The sequence below is a fragment of the Actinoplanes sp. M2I2 genome (genome assembly GCF_023544445.1).
Classification (GTDB): Bacteria; Actinomycetota; Actinomycetes; order Mycobacteriales; family Micromonosporaceae; genus Actinoplanes.
On sequence record NZ_JALPVJ010000021.1, the window covers coordinates 30,588 to 45,727 of the forward strand.

Sequence of the window (15,140 nt, forward strand, 5' to 3'; positions counted from 1 at the left end):
TCAGCGTCCCTCCGCGCCCAGGTCGACCACGGAGGTGCGGGCGTCCGGGTCGAGCCGGTTGGTCAGGTGCAGCACGATGCCGGCCGAGCCGACCAGCAGGCTGTTGGTGTGGGCGTACCGGCTGCGCGGGTCGTCGATCTTGCGGAGCAGCACCTCCGGGCGCAACCACCGGTCCTCGACGGCGGCCAGCGCCGGGTCGTCCGGTCCGGCCAGCGCGCTCACCACGTCGTGGTTGCCCAGGTCGCCGTGGCACCAGGTCAGGTTGCGGCCGAAGCCCTCCCGCAGGGTGTTGGCCACCGCCAGCTCGCGCCGGCGGGCCGCCTCCCCGTCGCCGGTGGCCCGGGCGTACGCGTCGAGGGCCAGGGCGATGCCGGCCGCGCCGTGGCACCAGCCGGTGGAGAAGGTGCCGGGCGTGGCCACGTTGGAGAACCAGTTGCTCTCCCGCGCGTCGTAGAACGTGCCGAGCCGGTCGGCCAGCGCGCTCATCGCGGTGGCGACGGCCGGTCGGTCGGCGTCCGGGAGCGCCGGGTACACCCGGCTCAGCGCGTGCAGCACCCCGCTGACCCCGTGGGCGAAACCGGACTGGGCGAACAGCGACCGGTTCGCGTCCTCGTCGGCCAGGCCGTCCACCAGCAGCGTGGTCAGCTCGGCGGTGAGCGCGCCGGCGTGCGGGCCACCCACCGCGCCCACGGCGGACAGCACTCCGGACAGGCCACCGATCACATCGGACGGCGGCCGGACGGCCGAGTCCCGGATCAGCCCGGCCAGCAGCGGCAGGGTGTCCTGGGCGGCCCGGCGCCAGCCCGGCTCGTCGAGCAGCCGGCCGGCCGCCGACAGCGCGAAGAGGATTCCGGCCAGGCCGGTGTAGCCGCCGTAGCCGGCCTGCGCGACGCTGCGGGCCTCGTACCGCCGGCCGGACAGGATGTCGGCGGTCGTCGAGAAGATCTGCGCCGACAGGTCGCGGTAGCTCTGCTCGCCGAGCAGCCGTCCGGCGGCCGCGAGCGCGAGCGCGGGCCCGGTGCGACCGGTGTAGAGCTCGTAGCCGAGCACGCCGGGCGGCCAGGGGCGGCTGGCCTCGGCCGAGGCGAGCGGGCCGATCCAGGTGCGGGGCAGATGCGCGAACTTGTCGGGCAGCGAGGTCGCCACGAGCCGGTCGGCGAGTTCGGTGACCAGCTCCAGCATGCCGTCCCGGGTGCGGCCGCCGGACCGGCCGGCCGGGGCCGCGGGGGCGGACGCCGGGGTCAGGTGGTTGTCCGGGAAGCGGGAGGCGAACGCCGAATGGATCAGCCGCAGTTGCTCGCCGAGCTCGAACTCGCTCAGCCGGGCCGCCTTGGCCAGCGCGAGATCGAGCGGGCTGGCGGCGAAGTGGGCGCCGGTCGGGTTCCCGTCGCCGTCGAGCAGGTCCGTGCCGGTGCCCGCGACGGTGAAGTACGGGATGTCGCGCTCGGCGAGCTGCCGCAACTCCGAGCGCACGATCGAGCGGTCGGAGGTCTTGCTGGCGATCGCGATCCGCTTGAGCAGCGCCACGTACGGCTCGGGGCCCTCCAGCGATCTCGGGCCGGCGGTCATCCGCAACGTCTGGACGTACAGGGCGGTGGGGTTGTGCACGTACCGCACCTGGATCCCGGCGACGGCCTTGCGCAGCAGCGCCGACCAGGCGTCCGGATCGTCCATCACGGCCCGGAACACCCGCGTGAAGCCGTCGGCCATGCACCGGCCCAACGTCAGCGTCTCGTCCTCGGTCAGCGCCCGCACCACCGTGGTGCGCTCGGCCGCCGCGGCCGCCCGGAAGACCAGCCGCACCTCGTCGGTGAACGGCTGGTCGAACTGCATCGCCTTGAACGGTGAGTCGCCCTGGCCGCTGTCGCCGAGAAAGCCCAGGTCGACGTGGCCCGAGCCGGGGTTCTTGCCGGCCAGCACGAGCGGCAGGATGCCGATGCCGTAAACCGACTGGCTGATGGTGGTGTACGCGTTGCCGGGCGCCTCGGGCGTCGGTCCGACATGTACCCGTTCCGGGTGCAGGATCGTCTCGAGGTCGATCGGCACCGGTCCGCGCCGGGTCGGCAGGATGTTCTCGAAGTGCATGTCCCGCGCGTTGAGCAGGTAGAACACGGCCGCCAGCTCACCGCTGGCCCGCATGAAGGCCTCGGACCGGCCGGCCACGTCCTGGGTGGGCACGAACTCGACGTATCCGTAGCCGGGCCGCTCGAGCACCGCGGCGGTCGCCAGGTCGGTGCGGATCCGGCTGTTCAGCTCACGGGCGATGGTCACGTACGCGGCCTCGCAGGACACGTCGCGCGGCTTGTAGACCAGGCGGGCGCCGGACTCGAAGACCAGCACCCCGACGCTGCGCCCGTGGTGGTGGGTGTCGCCCTCGGCCCGTCCCAGGGAGGCGAGCCGGTCGTCCGGGTGGATGCCGAACGCCTCCGCGATCGCCGCGCGGTCGGCGGCCAGGCGGGCGGTCAGCTCGGCGAACGCGGCCCGCTCGTTGCGCACGACGATGCGGACCAGGTCGGGCAGCACCGGGAAGGACAGCCCGGAGACCGCCTCGAAGGACGTGGCCACCGACCGCTCGACGAAGTCCCGGTACCGGTCCTGCGGGGTGGTCCCGGCGAGCCGGCCGTGCTTGCGCGCGTGGTTGACGGCGGCCACCAGCGCCCGGGTGGTCAGGTCGCGGATCCGGGCCTCGGCGCGGCCCAGCAGCTCGCCGAGGATCGCCTGCGGGTCGGCCGGGCGCGCGGCGGCCCCTGCGACGGGGTCCGGGTCGGCGACGGCCGCCGCGAGGCTGCGGACGACGCGCTGGAACGGGTACTGCTCCGGCGCCGCGATCCAATCGCGGACGTGGGCCGGGCGGCTCGCCCGCAGCACCTCGGCGACCTCGTCGTCGAATGCGGCCAGCGGGGTGATCGTCTCGGCGATCTCGGTGCTGTCGAACTCGGGATAGTATTTCGCTGCGGACGTCACTTCACTGCCACTTCCGTTCCGGTCGCGTCAATAAACAGGCACGCTTTTATAAACAGGCACGGCTCTACAAACAGGTACGGCTTCGATAAATGGGCACGGCGAAGCGGGATGGGAATCCGAGGGTTCGACTCCCATCCCGCTTCCGTCGCACTATCCGATCGCTACGGCGATCAGCATTCCTTCGTGCACTTGGTCGTCGGGCAGATGGCCGCGGTGGCCAGCGTCACCGTGGCGCAGACCCACGCCGTACCGCCGTAGGTGTCGGCCTCGCCGAGCTCGATCAGCTCGGCCTCGTCGTGGCGGGCGAGCAGGTCCTGCTCGACAATCTCGTTCTTCAACTCAGTTCTCCTTGATGGATCGGAAAGGAAGCAGCTCAGCTGCAGTTGGGCTGGCACTCGACGGTCAGGGTGCACCATCCGCCCTTGTTGCCCAGGGCGTTGGAAAGGGAGAAGGTGTTGGTGGTGCAGGCGCCGTAGGCCACACCTTCGAAGTCCTGCTCCTCGATCTCCTCGAGCAGGTCGATGTCACCGTCGTACATGGTTACTCCTCGTTTTCCCCGGAACCGTTCGGTGCTTCGATCGGCTCTCTGGTAAAAGCTTCGCGCCCGGCCATTGCGATTCGGCATTCACCGATCACGCGGTCCGGCACACGATGGGCATACGTCCCGCACAGCCGGAACCGGCCCTCGGACACGCGAAGGCGCCCCCCGGAGAACCGGAGGGCGCCGCTGGCGATGCTCGTCAGATCAGGGTGTAGCTCCGGCCCGAGCCGGGGACCTCGGCCGGCACACCCTTGCGGGCCTGCTCGACCTTGCGGGTGATGTCGAAGATGTCCCACAGCGCGCTCAGGACCACCGCGACGATGACGGCCGTCGAGACCCAGCCCCGCACGTCGGCGCCGGCGTCGGCGAAGCCCCCGAACTCCGGGTTGAAGAACGTGTCGGTGGCCAGCAGGGAGACCAGGAGGGCGGCTGTGGCCACGGCCAGCAGGGCGTTCACGACCGCGACCGGGCGGGTCCACCGGCCGAGGCGATAGACCCAGACGGCCCAGACACCCTTGAGGGCGATCAGGACGATCAGCGCCGGCCACCAGAAGGACCAGTTCGCCGGGTCGAGCACGGGCTCGTCGGTGAACGTGAACTGCTGCAGCACCAGCGCGGCGATCAGCAGCACGGGCCAGAGCAGGTTGGCGATCAGCTCGACGCGGGAGCGCACCCCGGTCTCGTACCGGGGCAGGCGGGCCAGGGTCCACGGGACGTTCAGGTCGTCCTTGCCGGCCCCGGTGCGCTCGACGATCCAGAAGGCCAGCGTGGTCCAGAAGGCCAGGTGGACGCCGACGGTGAGCAGGGTGCTGATCGCCGCGCCGATGACGCTGCCCACCGTGACGTCGTCGGCGAACAGCCGGATGACGGCGACGACGATCACGACGACGGGCAGGACCATGGTGAACAGCAGCTTCAGCGAGCGGCGCCACACCCCGTACAGCTCGGGGCCGATCAGGAAGTTCTGTCTGCCCGCGTAGCTGTCGGCCAGGCGGTCGGGGTCACCCAGCTCGGTCAGCGCGCGCTCGATGGCGGCCTCGCGGGACTCGCCGGCCTCGACCCGGGCGTCGACCGCGTCGTCGATGGAGGCGCGCAACTCACGGTCGATGTCGGCGCGCTGCTGCTCGGGCACGCGGCGCAGGGCGGTGAAGACGTAACGGTCGACCAGGCTGGCGGTCATTTCTCGCTCCGGGGGGTCGTGACGGTGTCGGTGGACAGGTCGCTCATGGCCCCGTCGAGGCGGCTCCACTCGATGCGCAGGGCGTCGGCGACCGCGTTGCCCTGCTCGGTGGTGGTGTAGAACTTGCGCGGCCGGGCCTCGTCGGTGTTCCACGCGCTGGTCAGCAGGCCCTGCGCCTCGAGGCGGCGCAGCAGGGGGTAGAGCGTGTTGGCCTCGACCTCGAAGCCGGCCTCGCTCAACGTCTCGAGCAGGGAGTAGCCGTAGCCCGGCGTGCGCAGCACGGTCAGGCTGGCGACGACCACCGTGCCGCGCCGCAGCTCCTGCAGGTGGCTGGATAGTGTCGCGTCCGTTGTCATGTCCAACACCATACTGTGTCTCACACACTATGGCAACGCACTACACCAAAGTGTCGACACGACCATTGTCCGAGAGCCGCCGCTGCACGGGCCGATACAGCAGCGTGATGCCGCGCGGGACAGCGGGAGCCGAGGCTGCCCGCGTCCACACAACGGCATCATCGACGCGGAACAGCGAGCCGCGCGTCAGAGACGCGGAATGCCGCCAGGACCGCTTGCCGCCTGGCGCGGACCGGCCGTCAGCCCCGGTCCGCAGCCGGGAAAGGTCAGTTCGACTCAGCCGGAGCAGCCTTGGGCTTTTCGGTCGGGGCGGGCGACTCCGGCTCGGCCATGGCGTTGTCGGCCGATCGGGGCAGCAGGGCGGCCAGCGCCACCATCACCACCGCGACCAGCACCATGCCGATGAAGATGCGGTGCACGGCCGTGGTCAGCCGGGCCGGGTCGACCTCGTCGCCGCCGATGATGGCGTTGGCGATCGCGCCGAAGACCGCCACGCCCAGCGCGCTGCCGAGCGACCGCAGGAAGATGTTGTTCGCCGTGACGACGCCACGCTCCGACCAGCCGACGCTGGACTGCGCGGCGATCAGCGTCGGCGCGGCCGTCAGGCCCATGCCGAGGCCGATGAACAGGCAGAAGCCGCCCACTGCCCAGACCGACGAATCGCGGCCGAGCAGGAGCAGCAGCGCACAGCCGATGACCACCAGCGTGGTGCCGATCAGCGCGCACACCCGGAAGCCGACCCGCAAATAGATCTTGCCGGCCTGGCTCGCCGAGATCGGCCAGCCCAGGGTGAGCGCGGCCAGCGCGAAGCCGGCGACCAGCGGGCCGTACCCGAGCACGTCTTGGACATAGAGCGGCACGTACGAGCTCAGGCCGAGCAGGATCGCGCCGACCCCGATGGCGAGCGCACCGCTGGTCACGAGCAGCCGCCGCTGGAACACCCACAGCGGCAGCACGGGGTCGGGGGCGTTGCGCTCGACGAATCCGAAGACCACGAGCAGGGCCAGCCCGCCCCCGAGGACGAGCAGGCTGATCGGCGAGGCCCACGCCCAGGCCTGACCGCCCTCGAGCACGCCCAGGATGACCAGGGTGAGACCGGCGGTCAGCAGCGCTGCCCCGCGATAGTCGATGGCCGGCCGGTGACGCTGAGCCCGCTCGTGGAACTTGGTGAAGATCATGCCGCCGGCCAGCAGGCAGAGCGGGATGTTGACCAGGAAGATCCAGCGCCAGTCGGCCCACTCGCTGAACACGCCGCCCAGCGTCGGCCCGATCACCGACGAGACGCCCCAGACGCTGGCCACGTACCCCTGGACCTTGGCCCGCTCGCGCACGTTGTAGAGGTCGCCGATGATCGTGATGGTGGTCGGCGCGATCGCCCCGGCGCCGAGCCCCTGCACGACCCGGAAGATGATCAGCGAGAGCATGCTCCAGGCGACGCCGCACAGCACCGAGCCGAGCAGGAACAGCCCGATGCCCCAGAGGATGACCGGTTTGCGGCCGAACAGGTCGTTCAGCTTGCCGTAGATCGGCACCGAGACGGCCTGGGCGAGCAGATAGACCGAGAACAGCCACGGGAACTCCGTGAAACCGCCGATGTCCTTGACGATCGAGGGGACGGCGGTGGCGATGATGGTCGCGTCGATCGCGATCAGCGAGGTCGACAGCATCACCGCGATGAGGACGGGCCCGCGCTCGGACCGCAGTCCGACATTGTTCTCCGGCACCCTGTTCGTCTACTCCTGTCACCCGCCCCACGCACGACGAGGCTGGTCGGAAGAGTCTGATGTCACCCCTAGGCGGCGAATGATCGGCTGAACCGGCGCGGGCGGCAACACGACCGTCCTAGCCTGGCAGCCGTGGCGTGTGTGGTCGTGGCCGAGGACAATCTTGACCATCAGCGGGTGATCGCTGAGGTCATCCGCCGGCTCGGGCACGAGGTGGTGGTGACCGGGGACGGGCGGTCGGCGCTCAGGGCGATCGCCGAGCACCGACCCGCGCTGGTCGTCGCCGACGTCGACATGCCGCACCTCAACGGGCTCGAGCTGTGCCACGCCATCCGGCACGACCCCGAGATCGCCGGCACGCCGGTGGTGCTGATCACCGCGTACCTGCTGCCGGGTGACCCGCGGCTGGGCGCGACCGGCGCGCTCGCGGTGATCGGCAAGCCGTTCGGGGTGCCCGAGCTGACCGAGTCGCTGCGCGGATATCTGGGCACCGCTCAGCCACCCCCGGCCTGCGAGCCGATCAGCCCGCTGACCGATTCGACCGGGAACGCGGCTCTGTTCGACGCGCTGCTGGACTCGCTCGATGCCGGGGTCGCCGCGTGCGACGCCTCGGGGCGCATCGTGCTGGCCAACCGGAAGATGCAGGAGTTCCTCGGCTCCGGGGTCGACGACGTGCCGATCGCCGACGTCACCCGCAAGTTCGCCCTGCTGCACGCCGACGGAACCCCTCTGCGCACGCACGAGCTGGCGCTGTCCCGGGCGCTGGCCGGCGAGCAGGTGGAGCAGGCCGAACTGCTCGCGCACGACGACGCCGGGCGGCCGCGGTGGTTCGCCGTCAACGCCCGGCCGGTCCGCGACGAGGCCGGCGAGGTGACCGGGGCCGTGGCCGCCATCCACGACGTGACCGGGCAGCACCGCAACCGGCAGTACCAGCACTGCGAGAACGAGGTGCTGAAGGTCATCGCCGACCACCCGCACGCCGCCGACGCGACCGACCGGATCCTCTCGGCCATCGGCGTCACGCTCGGCTGGCCGTACCTGCGGTTGTGGCTGGTCGACGAGGTGACCGACCTGCTGCGCCCGGCCGGCGTCTACACCGCCCCGCAGGAACGCCCGCTGCCGGTGCCGGTGAGCATGGCCCGCGGCGACGGGCTGGCGGGGTCGTGCTGGCAGCGGGCCGACGTCATCTGGGTGCCCGACCTGGACGCGGCCGACTCGCCGGTGCTGCCGGGCATCGTCGACGGCAGCGACTTCCGGGCGGCCGGCGCCGTCCCCGTCCGCAGCGGTGACCGGGTGGTCGGCGTGCTGACCTTCTTCTCGTACGAGAGGCAGGAGCCCGACCCCGCCCTCGGTGTGCTGATGACCGGACTGACCAGCCTGATCGGCGCCTTCCTGGAACAGCGCCGCAGCGAGGTGCTGGCCCTGCACCTGGCCGCGGCCACCGACGAGTACATCGCGCTGGTCGGCCACGAGCTGCGGACGCCGCTGACCTCGATCGGCGCGTACGTGGATCTGATCGCCGAGTCGAACGACGACGTCACCCTCGGCGAGGTGCGCGAGCTGCTCGAGGTGGTGCAGCGCAACAACTCACGCCTGCGCGACCTGGTCGAGAAGCTGCTCGACCTGGCCGCCCTGGAGTCCGGGCACGCCCGGCTGAGCGTCCAGCCGGTCGACCTGACCGAGGTGGTGACCGCCGCGATCGGCGCCGTCTCCCCCGGGGCGGCCGCCCGCGAGATCACCGTGCGGGCCACGCTGCCCGACCGGCTGACCGTCCCCGGCGACCCGGAACGCCTGCGCCAGGTCGCCGACGCCCTGCTCAGCAATGCGATCAAGTTCAGCCGGCCCGACTCGACGGTGTCGGTGACGCTCTCCGACGAGCACGGCGAGGCCGCCGTCCTGACCGTCGCCGACAACGGGTACGGGGTGGGTTCGGCGGAGCAGCCACGGCTGTTCCGCCGCCTCTACCGCGGCGGGAACGCCCGCCACACCGGGATTCCCGGCGCGGGCCTGGGCCTGGCGCTGTGCCGGGTCGTCGTGGAGCGCCACCACGGCAGCATCACCCTGGCCTCGCACGACTCCACCGGCACGACGGTCACCGTCCGGCTGCCCCGCGAGACCCCGGACACGGCCGCGGCGGCCCGGTAGGAACCGGACCGCCGCGATCGTGACGTGCGCGGGTTGTCAGACCGCAGCCGGGACTCCCGGGTTGGCGGCGACCTCGTCGCGATCGGCCCGGACCAGGACGACCGCGATCACGGCGGCGAGGGCGATCAGGCCCGCGCTCACCCAGAAGGCCACCGTGTAGCTGTGCACGGTCGCCATCGCCTGCAGGGCCGGCAGCTGGTCGGGGTTGGTCACTTCGGCCCGGTGGTCGACGATGTAGGCGGCCACGGCCGAGGTGAAGATGGTGTTCAGCAGGGCGGTGCCCAGCGAGCCGCCGATCTGCTGAGTGGTGTTGATCAGGGCGCTGGCCACGCCGGCGTCGTGGTCGGCCACGCCGTACAGGGCGGTGTTGGACATCGGGCCGAACGTGATGCCCAGGCCGAGGCTCAGGACCAGCTCGGCCGGGAAGACGTGGCTCCAGAAGCCGGTGTCCACGCCGATCCGGGTGAGCATGGCCAGGCCGACGGCCCCCAGCACCAGGCCGCCGAACATCAGGACACGCGGGCCGAGGCGGGTCTGCAGCTGGGCCGACACCCCGGCGCCGGCGATGATGCCGAAGGTGAACGGCAGGAAGGCCACGCCGCTCATCAGGGCCGAGTAGCCCAGGGTCAGCTGCATGTAGAAGGTCAGGAACAGGAACATGCCGAACAGGCCGGCGCCGATCAGCAGCGAGGCCAGGAAGGCGCCGCCGCGGTTGCGGTCGAGGAGGACCCGCATGGGCAGCAGCGGGTGCTTGCTGCGGAGCTCGATCACGACGAACGACACCAGCAGGAGGACGGCGGCGATCAGCCAGGCGATCGTGACCGGGGAGCTCCAGCCGTCGTCGCTGGCCTTGGTGAAGCCGTAGACCAGGGCGACCAGACCGACCGTGGAGGTGAAGGCGCCGGGCAGGTCGTAGCGCGTGTTGCCCTCGGCGCGGCTCTCGCCCACGAAGCGGACGGCGGCCAGCGCGGCGGCGATCGCGATGGGGGCGCTGACCAGCAGCGTCCAGCGCCAGGAGGCGTACTCGGTCAGGACGCCACCCAGGAGCAGGCCGACCGCACCGCCACCACCGGCGATGGCCCCGTACACCCCGAAGGCCCTCGCCCGTTCCTTGGGCTCGGTGAAGGTGACCGTGAGCAGCGACAGCGCGGCGGGCGCCATGAGCGCACCGAAGGCGCCCTGCAGGGCACGGGCCGCGAAGAGCGTCTCCGCGTTGGTGGCGAGGCCACCGAGCCCGGAGGCGACCGCGAAGCCGAGCAGGCCGATGATGAACGCCCGCTTGCGGCCGGTGAAGTCGGCGATCCGGCCGCCGAGCAGCAGCAGGCCGCCGAACGCGAGGGTGTAGGCCGTGATCATCCACTGCCGGTTGGCGTCGCTGATGTCCAGCGCGGTCTGCGCGGTCGGCAGGGCGATGTTGACGATCGTGGCGTCGAGCACGATGAGCAGCTGGGAGACCGCGATGACGGCCAGAGCCAGCCAGCGGTTTCGCGGTTTAAGCGATATATCCGGCGGCGTGGAGGCGTCGGTGGAGATGGACATGGAGAGTCCCCCTTGGAGGCATGCGGAGATCCACCCACGTCAGTGACGGGGGTGCTGGTGCGCGGTACGGGAGTTACGAGCGGATGAGCAACGGCAGGACGATGTCGTCCACGAGGTGGTCGAGGAAGGCCTCGTCGAGCGGCTCGCCCAGGGCGAACCGCCGCATGAAGACCAGGGCCGGGACGATCTCGTCGATCAGCCGGACGTCGTAACCGGGGCGGAGCTCGCCTCGAGCCTCGGCCCGCGCGCAGATGGTCTCCGCGAGCGGGATCTTGGACTCGCGCATCTGACGCAGCTGCGTCGCGAGCTCCTCGTCGGTGTGCAGGGCCATGAACAGGCCGGCGAGAAGCGGCCCCTCCTCGCTGCTGATCATGGTGGCTATGTCGCAGAACCAGGCGAGCAGGTCGCCGCGGAGCGTGCCGGTGTCCGGCAGGGGCTTGTCGACGGCCTTGCACGCGCGGACGGCGTCGGTGACCAGCTCGGCCTTGGTGGGCCAGTGCCGATAGAGGGTCGCCTTGCTCGCCTGCGCCCGGGCGGCCACCGCGTCCACCCGGAGTCCCTGGTATCCCGTCTCGCCGAGCAACTCGTAGGCCGCGCGCAGGATCGCCTGCTCACGGTCGCCGTCGAGCCGGCGGGAGCGCGCGGCCGGCGAGGCGGATCGCGCCTGCTCAGCCATGGTGGTCCCCCGTCATCAACGCTCTGCGAAACGAAACTGTTTCGTACACTACGCCTCCTGGTCTGCTCCCGCGATCTCCACGACCAAGTGTGACGCAGCGAACGGCGCCGCCCCAGGGGGAGACGGCGCCGTGTTCAGCCGGAGGTCAACGCTTCGATCCAGTAGGACATCGCACGGACGCCCGAGGGCAGGAGGCCGAGGTCGGGACGCAGCCGCGGGGGCGGCCGGCGCCACCACGGCGGCGGCCGGCAGCACCGGAGTGGTCAGGCGTTTCCTGACGGGGCGGACTCCTTGCGGATCTTGGAGGAACCCCGGCCCACGGACCAGCCCTGCACCCACCGGGCCGAGGTGTCGCGTTTCGTGCGGTCGGCCAGGTGATACCAGTCCATCCGGCAGCGGGTGGTGGTCACCTCGAGCACGCCGAAGCCGTGGCCGTCGGTCTCCACCCACTTGACGTGCGGGTTGGTGGCCCGGATGAGCGAGGCGGCCAGCACGCTCAGCGGGCCGCCCGGGCTGGTGCCGAGGAAGTCGTTGATGTTGTCGCTGGTCACCGAGGGCACGACGAACTCGGCCGCGGCGGGAGTGGCCGGGCCGGTGTCGCGGGTGGTCAGTTCGCTGGCCCAGCTGGTGTGGATGTCGCCCGTCAGGAACACGACGTCCCGGGTCCGGTGGGCGCGCAGCGTGTCGACCAGCCGTTCGCGGTCGGCGTTGTAGCCGTCCCACTGGTCGGCGTTGAGGACCAGGCCATTGCTCGGGACGCCGATCAGCTCGCCCAGCGGGCCCAGCAGCCAGGCCGGCAGGGCCCCGACGTCCAGGCGCGAGATCATCACCGGGTTGCCGACCAGCTTCCACGCGGCCGTCGACGTGGTCAGGCCGTCCAGCAGCCAGCTCATCTGGGCGGCGCCGGTGATCGTGCGGTCCTCGTCGTCGGCCCCGGCCCCGCTCGTCTGCACGGACCGGTACGTGCGCAGGTCGAGCATGGACAGTTCGAGCAGCGTGCCGTAGCGCAGCCGGCGGTAGATGTGACCGTCCTCGGCGAGCCGCACGGGCATCCACTCGGCGTACGCCTGACGGGCCGCGGCCACCCGGGCGGCGAAGTCACCCTCGGCCCCGGGGGTGTGGTTCTCCGCTCCCCCGCTCCACATGTCGTTGGCGACCTCGTGGTCGTCCCAGGTGATGATCCATGGCACCGAGGCGTGCAGCGCCTGCAGGTCGGGGTCGGTCTTGTACTGCGCGTGCCGGGTGCGGTAGTCGGCCAGCGTGAGCGTCTCGCCGGCCGGCTTGGTGGCCCGCACGACCGTGCCGCCGGCGTCGAACTCGCCCGAGCCGTACTCGTAGAGGTAGTCGCCGAGGTGCACGACCAGGTTGAGGTCGCCCCGCGCGGCCAGGTGGCGGTAGGCCGCGAAATAGCCCGCCTCCCAGTTGGCGCAGCTCACGACGCCCATCCGGAGGCGGGTGATGGCGTCGGAGGCGGCGGGGGCGGTCATCGTGCGCCCGGTCGGCGACCACGTGCCCCCGAGACCGAAGCGGTACCAGTACGTCGTTCCGGCCGCGAGACCGTCGACGTCGGCCTTCACGGTGTAGTCGCGTTCGGGACCGGTGAGCACGGCGCCGGAGCGGATCACCGCGGAGAACGACGCGTCGGCGGCGATCTGCCACTGGACGGTGGCGGCCGGGCCGGGTGACTCGACGGTCACCCGGGTCCACAGCAGGATGCCGCCGGGGGTCGGGTCACCGGAGGCGACGCCGTGCTGGAAGACGGTGGTGGCGGCCGCGGCCGGGCTGGAGACGGCGGCTCCGGCCACACCCGCGCCCGCGAGAAGCAGGAGCGACCGGCGGTCGATCCCACTGGACAAGGCAGTCATGCCCCTCGGTGTATCAGGGGCACGACTGCCTCGGTCAGGGGCTGCGCCGGATGTTCGGCTGCCCTTCACCCATCGGTAGCGGTCACTCGCTGATCGCGTCGATCAGGTCACCGACCGGACGGTCGGGCAGGGCGCGGGCCACGTCGGCGACCGCGACGATGCCGACCAGCTGGTGGCCGTCGATCACCGGGAGGCGGCGGACCTTGTGCTCGGACATGGTGCGCAGGATCTCGGTCGTGTCGTCGTCGGCGCCGATCGTCACGGGCTTGCCCTGGGCCAGCTCGCCGGCGGTCACCGAGGACGGGTCGCGGCCCTGGGCGAGAGCCTTCACCACGATGTCGCGGTCGGTCAGCATGCCCTTGAGCCGGTTGTCCTCGCCGCAGATGGGCAGGGAGCCGACGCCCAGGTCGGACATCTTGCGGGCGGCGTCGGCCAGGGTCTCCTTCTCGCCCACACAGGTGGCATCCGGGGTCATGATCTCGCGTGCGGTGGTCATGCGGATCGTTCCTTTCCGTGTCGGGGGATGCCTCAAGGCGTACCCCGCTCAGACCGTCGCAATCGTGCGGGCGACCTCGTCGACCAGTTCGCGGGCGAGGAAGCCGGTGCGGCCGTGCCACGCGGTCAGCCGCTGGCCGCTCACCGCGTGCACGTAGGCGCCCCAGCAGGCCGCCTGGGCCGGGTCGGCCCCGCGGGCCAGCAGCCCGGCGACGATCCCGGCGCGGGCGTCGCCGCTGCCGGACGTGCCCAGGCCGGCGTCGCCGCTCTCCTCGACCCAGGCGCGGCCGTCGGGCGTGGCGATGTGGCCGTAGAGCGAGACCACCGCGCCGTAGCGCTCGGCGAGCTCGGCCGCGGCGGCGGCCAGGTCGTCGCCCGGGTCACGGCCGAGCAGGTGCTGCGCCTCGACCACGTTGGGGGTCAGCACGGCCCGCCGCTGCCGCAACAGGCCCGCGTCCTTGCTGAGCGCGCCCAGGGCGTACGCGTCGAGCACCACCCCGGTGTCCGGGCCGGCCGCCCCGAGCACGTCGCGCATCAGCTCGGTCGTGTGGCCGATGTCGTCGAGGCCGGGCCCGAGCGCGATCACGTCGGCGCCCTCGGCGAGCGACCGCAGCTGGTCGGCCTGACCCAGACCGACCACCTTGGCCTCCGGCACCGCGATGCTCAGCTGCACCGCCGTCTCCTCGGCCACGGCCAGCTGCAACCGGCCGGCGCCGGCCCGCAGCGCGGCCTCGCCGGCCAGCAGCACCGCGCCCGGGGTGAACCGCGAACCGCCCACGACTAGAACGGTGCCGCGGGCCTCCTTGCTGCCCTCGGGGTCGGGCAGCGGCCAGTCGCGCAGCACCCGCAGGGTGAGAACCCGTTCTTCAGGCCGGCTTGTCATCGACGTCCTCCTGCTTGGTCGGCCGGGCACCCTCGGCGTGCAGGTGGTCCACGGAGTTGAACAGCTCGGGCCGCAAGCGCCCGTCCTCGTTCCGCCACGTACTGATCGAGCAGTTGGCCACGGACGTCCGGTGGGCGACCTCCATCAGCTCGGCCTCGCTCAGGCCCTCGGCGAGGTAGCGCACCAGCAGCACGACCGCCTCGTGCCCGACCAGCACCACCCGGCCGCCCGGGTGGTCCTCGCGCAGCTCCCGCAGCAGCGCGCGCAACCTCAGCAGCACGTCGGCCCAGGACTCGCCGCCCGGCGGGCGGTAGTAGAACTTGCCGTGCCGGGCCCGGCGGGCCGCCTCGCCGGGCAGCCGCTGCTGCACCCCGTAGGCCGTCAGCAGGTCGAGCACTCCCAGCTCACGGTCGCGAAGGCGCTCGTCGACGACCATCGGGACGTCCAGCCCGGCCAGCGCGAGCTCGGCGGTCTGCCGGGTGCGCAGGTAGGGCGACACGACGACGATCTCGGGAGAGGCGTCGGCCAGAAAGGCGCCGACCGCCTCGGCCTGCTCCCGGCCGAGGTCGGACAGCGGCACGTCGGCATCCCGCTCGGGGATGTCGATCTCCTCGACCCCGGCCGTCTCGGCGTCCTGGGCGGTGACGTTCCCGGTGCTCTGGCCGTGCCGGATGACGGCCAGCCACTGCAGCTCTTCCATGCCGGGGCGTTTACCCCGGTGGCGGCGGGCAGAACCGCGCTGTGGCACCGAGACCCTGCGCCACCGAGACCC

The 15,140-nt window shown here is 71.8% G+C and carries 13 protein-coding genes; 1 reads left to right on the forward strand and 12 read right to left on the reverse strand.

Going from position 1 to position 15,140, the window contains the following annotated elements; all coding sequences use genetic code 11:
* The 6 genes from HJC40_RS34895 to HJC40_RS34920 all read right to left on the reverse strand — a co-directional run bounded on the left by HJC40_RS34895 (position 1) and on the right by HJC40_RS34920 (position 6,765).
* Positions 1-2,964: a type 2 lanthipeptide synthetase LanM family protein gene (locus tag HJC40_RS34895; RefSeq protein WP_250007697.1), complete on the reverse strand. Its 2,964-nt coding sequence runs from the start codon at positions 2,962-2,964 to the stop codon at positions 1-3.
* 170 nt (positions 2,965-3,134) lie between these two features.
* Positions 3,135-3,302, reverse strand: a complete 168-nt coding sequence (locus HJC40_RS34900; protein WP_250007698.1) for a class II lanthipeptide, LchA2/BrtA2 family — start codon at positions 3,300-3,302, stop codon at positions 3,135-3,137.
* 35 nt (positions 3,303-3,337) lie between these two features.
* A complete protein-coding gene (locus HJC40_RS34905) occupies positions 3,338-3,502 on the reverse strand; it encodes a plantaricin C family lantibiotic (protein ID WP_250007699.1) in 165 nt (54 codons plus the stop codon).
* A gap of 202 nt (positions 3,503-3,704) precedes the next feature.
* Entirely contained in the window at positions 3,705-4,685 is a 981-nt protein-coding gene (locus HJC40_RS34910) for a permease prefix domain 1-containing protein (protein WP_250007700.1), read from the reverse strand.
* A complete protein-coding gene (locus HJC40_RS34915; RefSeq protein ID WP_250007701.1) occupies positions 4,682-5,041 on the reverse strand; it encodes a PadR family transcriptional regulator in 360 nt (119 codons plus the stop codon). The genes HJC40_RS34910 and HJC40_RS34915 overlap by 4 nt, the downstream gene beginning before the upstream one ends.
* Before the next feature lie 266 nt (positions 5,042-5,307).
* A complete protein-coding gene (locus HJC40_RS34920) occupies positions 5,308-6,765 on the reverse strand; it encodes an MDR family MFS transporter (protein ID WP_250007702.1) in 1,458 nt (485 codons plus the stop codon).
* Between the two features lie 132 nt (positions 6,766-6,897).
* Here HJC40_RS34920 and HJC40_RS34925 point away from each other — a divergent pair, with 132 nt between their 5' ends.
* Positions 6,898-8,910 (forward strand): ATP-binding protein, encoded by a 2,013-nt coding sequence (locus HJC40_RS34925; RefSeq protein ID WP_250007703.1) that lies wholly within the window; start codon positions 6,898-6,900, stop codon positions 8,908-8,910.
* A gap of 36 nt (positions 8,911-8,946) precedes the next feature.
* Here HJC40_RS34925 and HJC40_RS34930 read toward each other — a convergent pair whose 3' ends face one another.
* From HJC40_RS34930 to HJC40_RS34955, 6 genes are all read right to left on the reverse strand, one after another.
* A complete protein-coding gene (locus HJC40_RS34930; RefSeq protein ID WP_250007704.1) occupies positions 8,947-10,449 on the reverse strand; it encodes an MFS transporter in 1,503 nt (500 codons plus the stop codon).
* A gap of 73 nt (positions 10,450-10,522) precedes the next feature.
* Positions 10,523-11,125 carry a TetR/AcrR family transcriptional regulator gene (locus tag HJC40_RS34935; RefSeq protein WP_250007705.1) on the reverse strand — a complete coding sequence of 201 codons (603 nt, stop codon included), beginning with the start codon at positions 11,123-11,125 and terminating at the stop codon, positions 10,523-10,525.
* A gap of 263 nt (positions 11,126-11,388) precedes the next feature.
* Positions 11,389-12,981: an alkaline phosphatase gene (locus tag HJC40_RS34940; RefSeq protein WP_250007810.1), complete on the reverse strand. Its 1,593-nt coding sequence runs from the start codon at positions 12,979-12,981 to the stop codon at positions 11,389-11,391.
* A gap of 91 nt (positions 12,982-13,072) precedes the next feature.
* A complete protein-coding gene (locus tag HJC40_RS34945; protein WP_250007706.1) occupies positions 13,073-13,486 on the reverse strand; it encodes a CBS domain-containing protein in 414 nt (137 codons plus the stop codon).
* 48 nt (positions 13,487-13,534) lie between these two features.
* Positions 13,535-14,368, reverse strand: coding sequence for an NAD(P)H-hydrate dehydratase (locus HJC40_RS34950; protein WP_250007707.1), 834 nt, complete (start codon positions 14,366-14,368; stop codon positions 13,535-13,537).
* Entirely contained in the window at positions 14,352-15,068 is a 717-nt protein-coding gene (locus HJC40_RS34955; protein WP_250007708.1) for a histidine phosphatase family protein, read from the reverse strand. The genes HJC40_RS34950 and HJC40_RS34955 overlap by 17 nt, the downstream gene beginning before the upstream one ends.
* Positions 15,069-15,140: the final 72 nt, after the last annotated feature.

What these genes read in the sequence shown, in the direction of transcription:
- HJC40_RS34930 (WP_250007704.1), bottom strand. Translation starts at nt 10,449, where the DNA reads ATGTCCATCTCCACCGACGCCTCCACGCCGCCGGATATATCGCTTAAA.
- HJC40_RS34955 (WP_250007708.1), bottom strand. Translation starts at nt 15,068, where the DNA reads ATGGAAGAGCTGCAGTGGCTGGCCGTCATCCGGCACGGCCAGAGCACC.
- HJC40_RS34950 (WP_250007707.1), bottom strand. Translation starts at nt 14,368, where the DNA reads ATGACAAGCCGGCCTGAAGAACGGGTTCTCACCCTGCGGGTGCTGCGC.
- HJC40_RS34905 (WP_250007699.1), bottom strand. Translation starts at nt 3,502, where the DNA reads ATGTACGACGGTGACATCGACCTGCTCGAGGAGATCGAGGAGCAGGAC.
- HJC40_RS34935 (WP_250007705.1), bottom strand. Translation starts at nt 11,125, where the DNA reads ATGGCTGAGCAGGCGCGATCCGCCTCGCCGGCCGCGCGCTCCCGCCGG.
- HJC40_RS34915 (WP_250007701.1), bottom strand. Translation starts at nt 5,041, where the DNA reads ATGACAACGGACGCGACACTATCCAGCCACCTGCAGGAGCTGCGGCGC.
- HJC40_RS34945 (WP_250007706.1), bottom strand. Translation starts at nt 13,486, where the DNA reads ATGACCACCGCACGCGAGATCATGACCCCGGATGCCACCTGTGTGGGC.
- HJC40_RS34910 (WP_250007700.1), bottom strand. Translation starts at nt 4,685, where the DNA reads ATGACCGCCAGCCTGGTCGACCGTTACGTCTTCACCGCCCTGCGCCGC.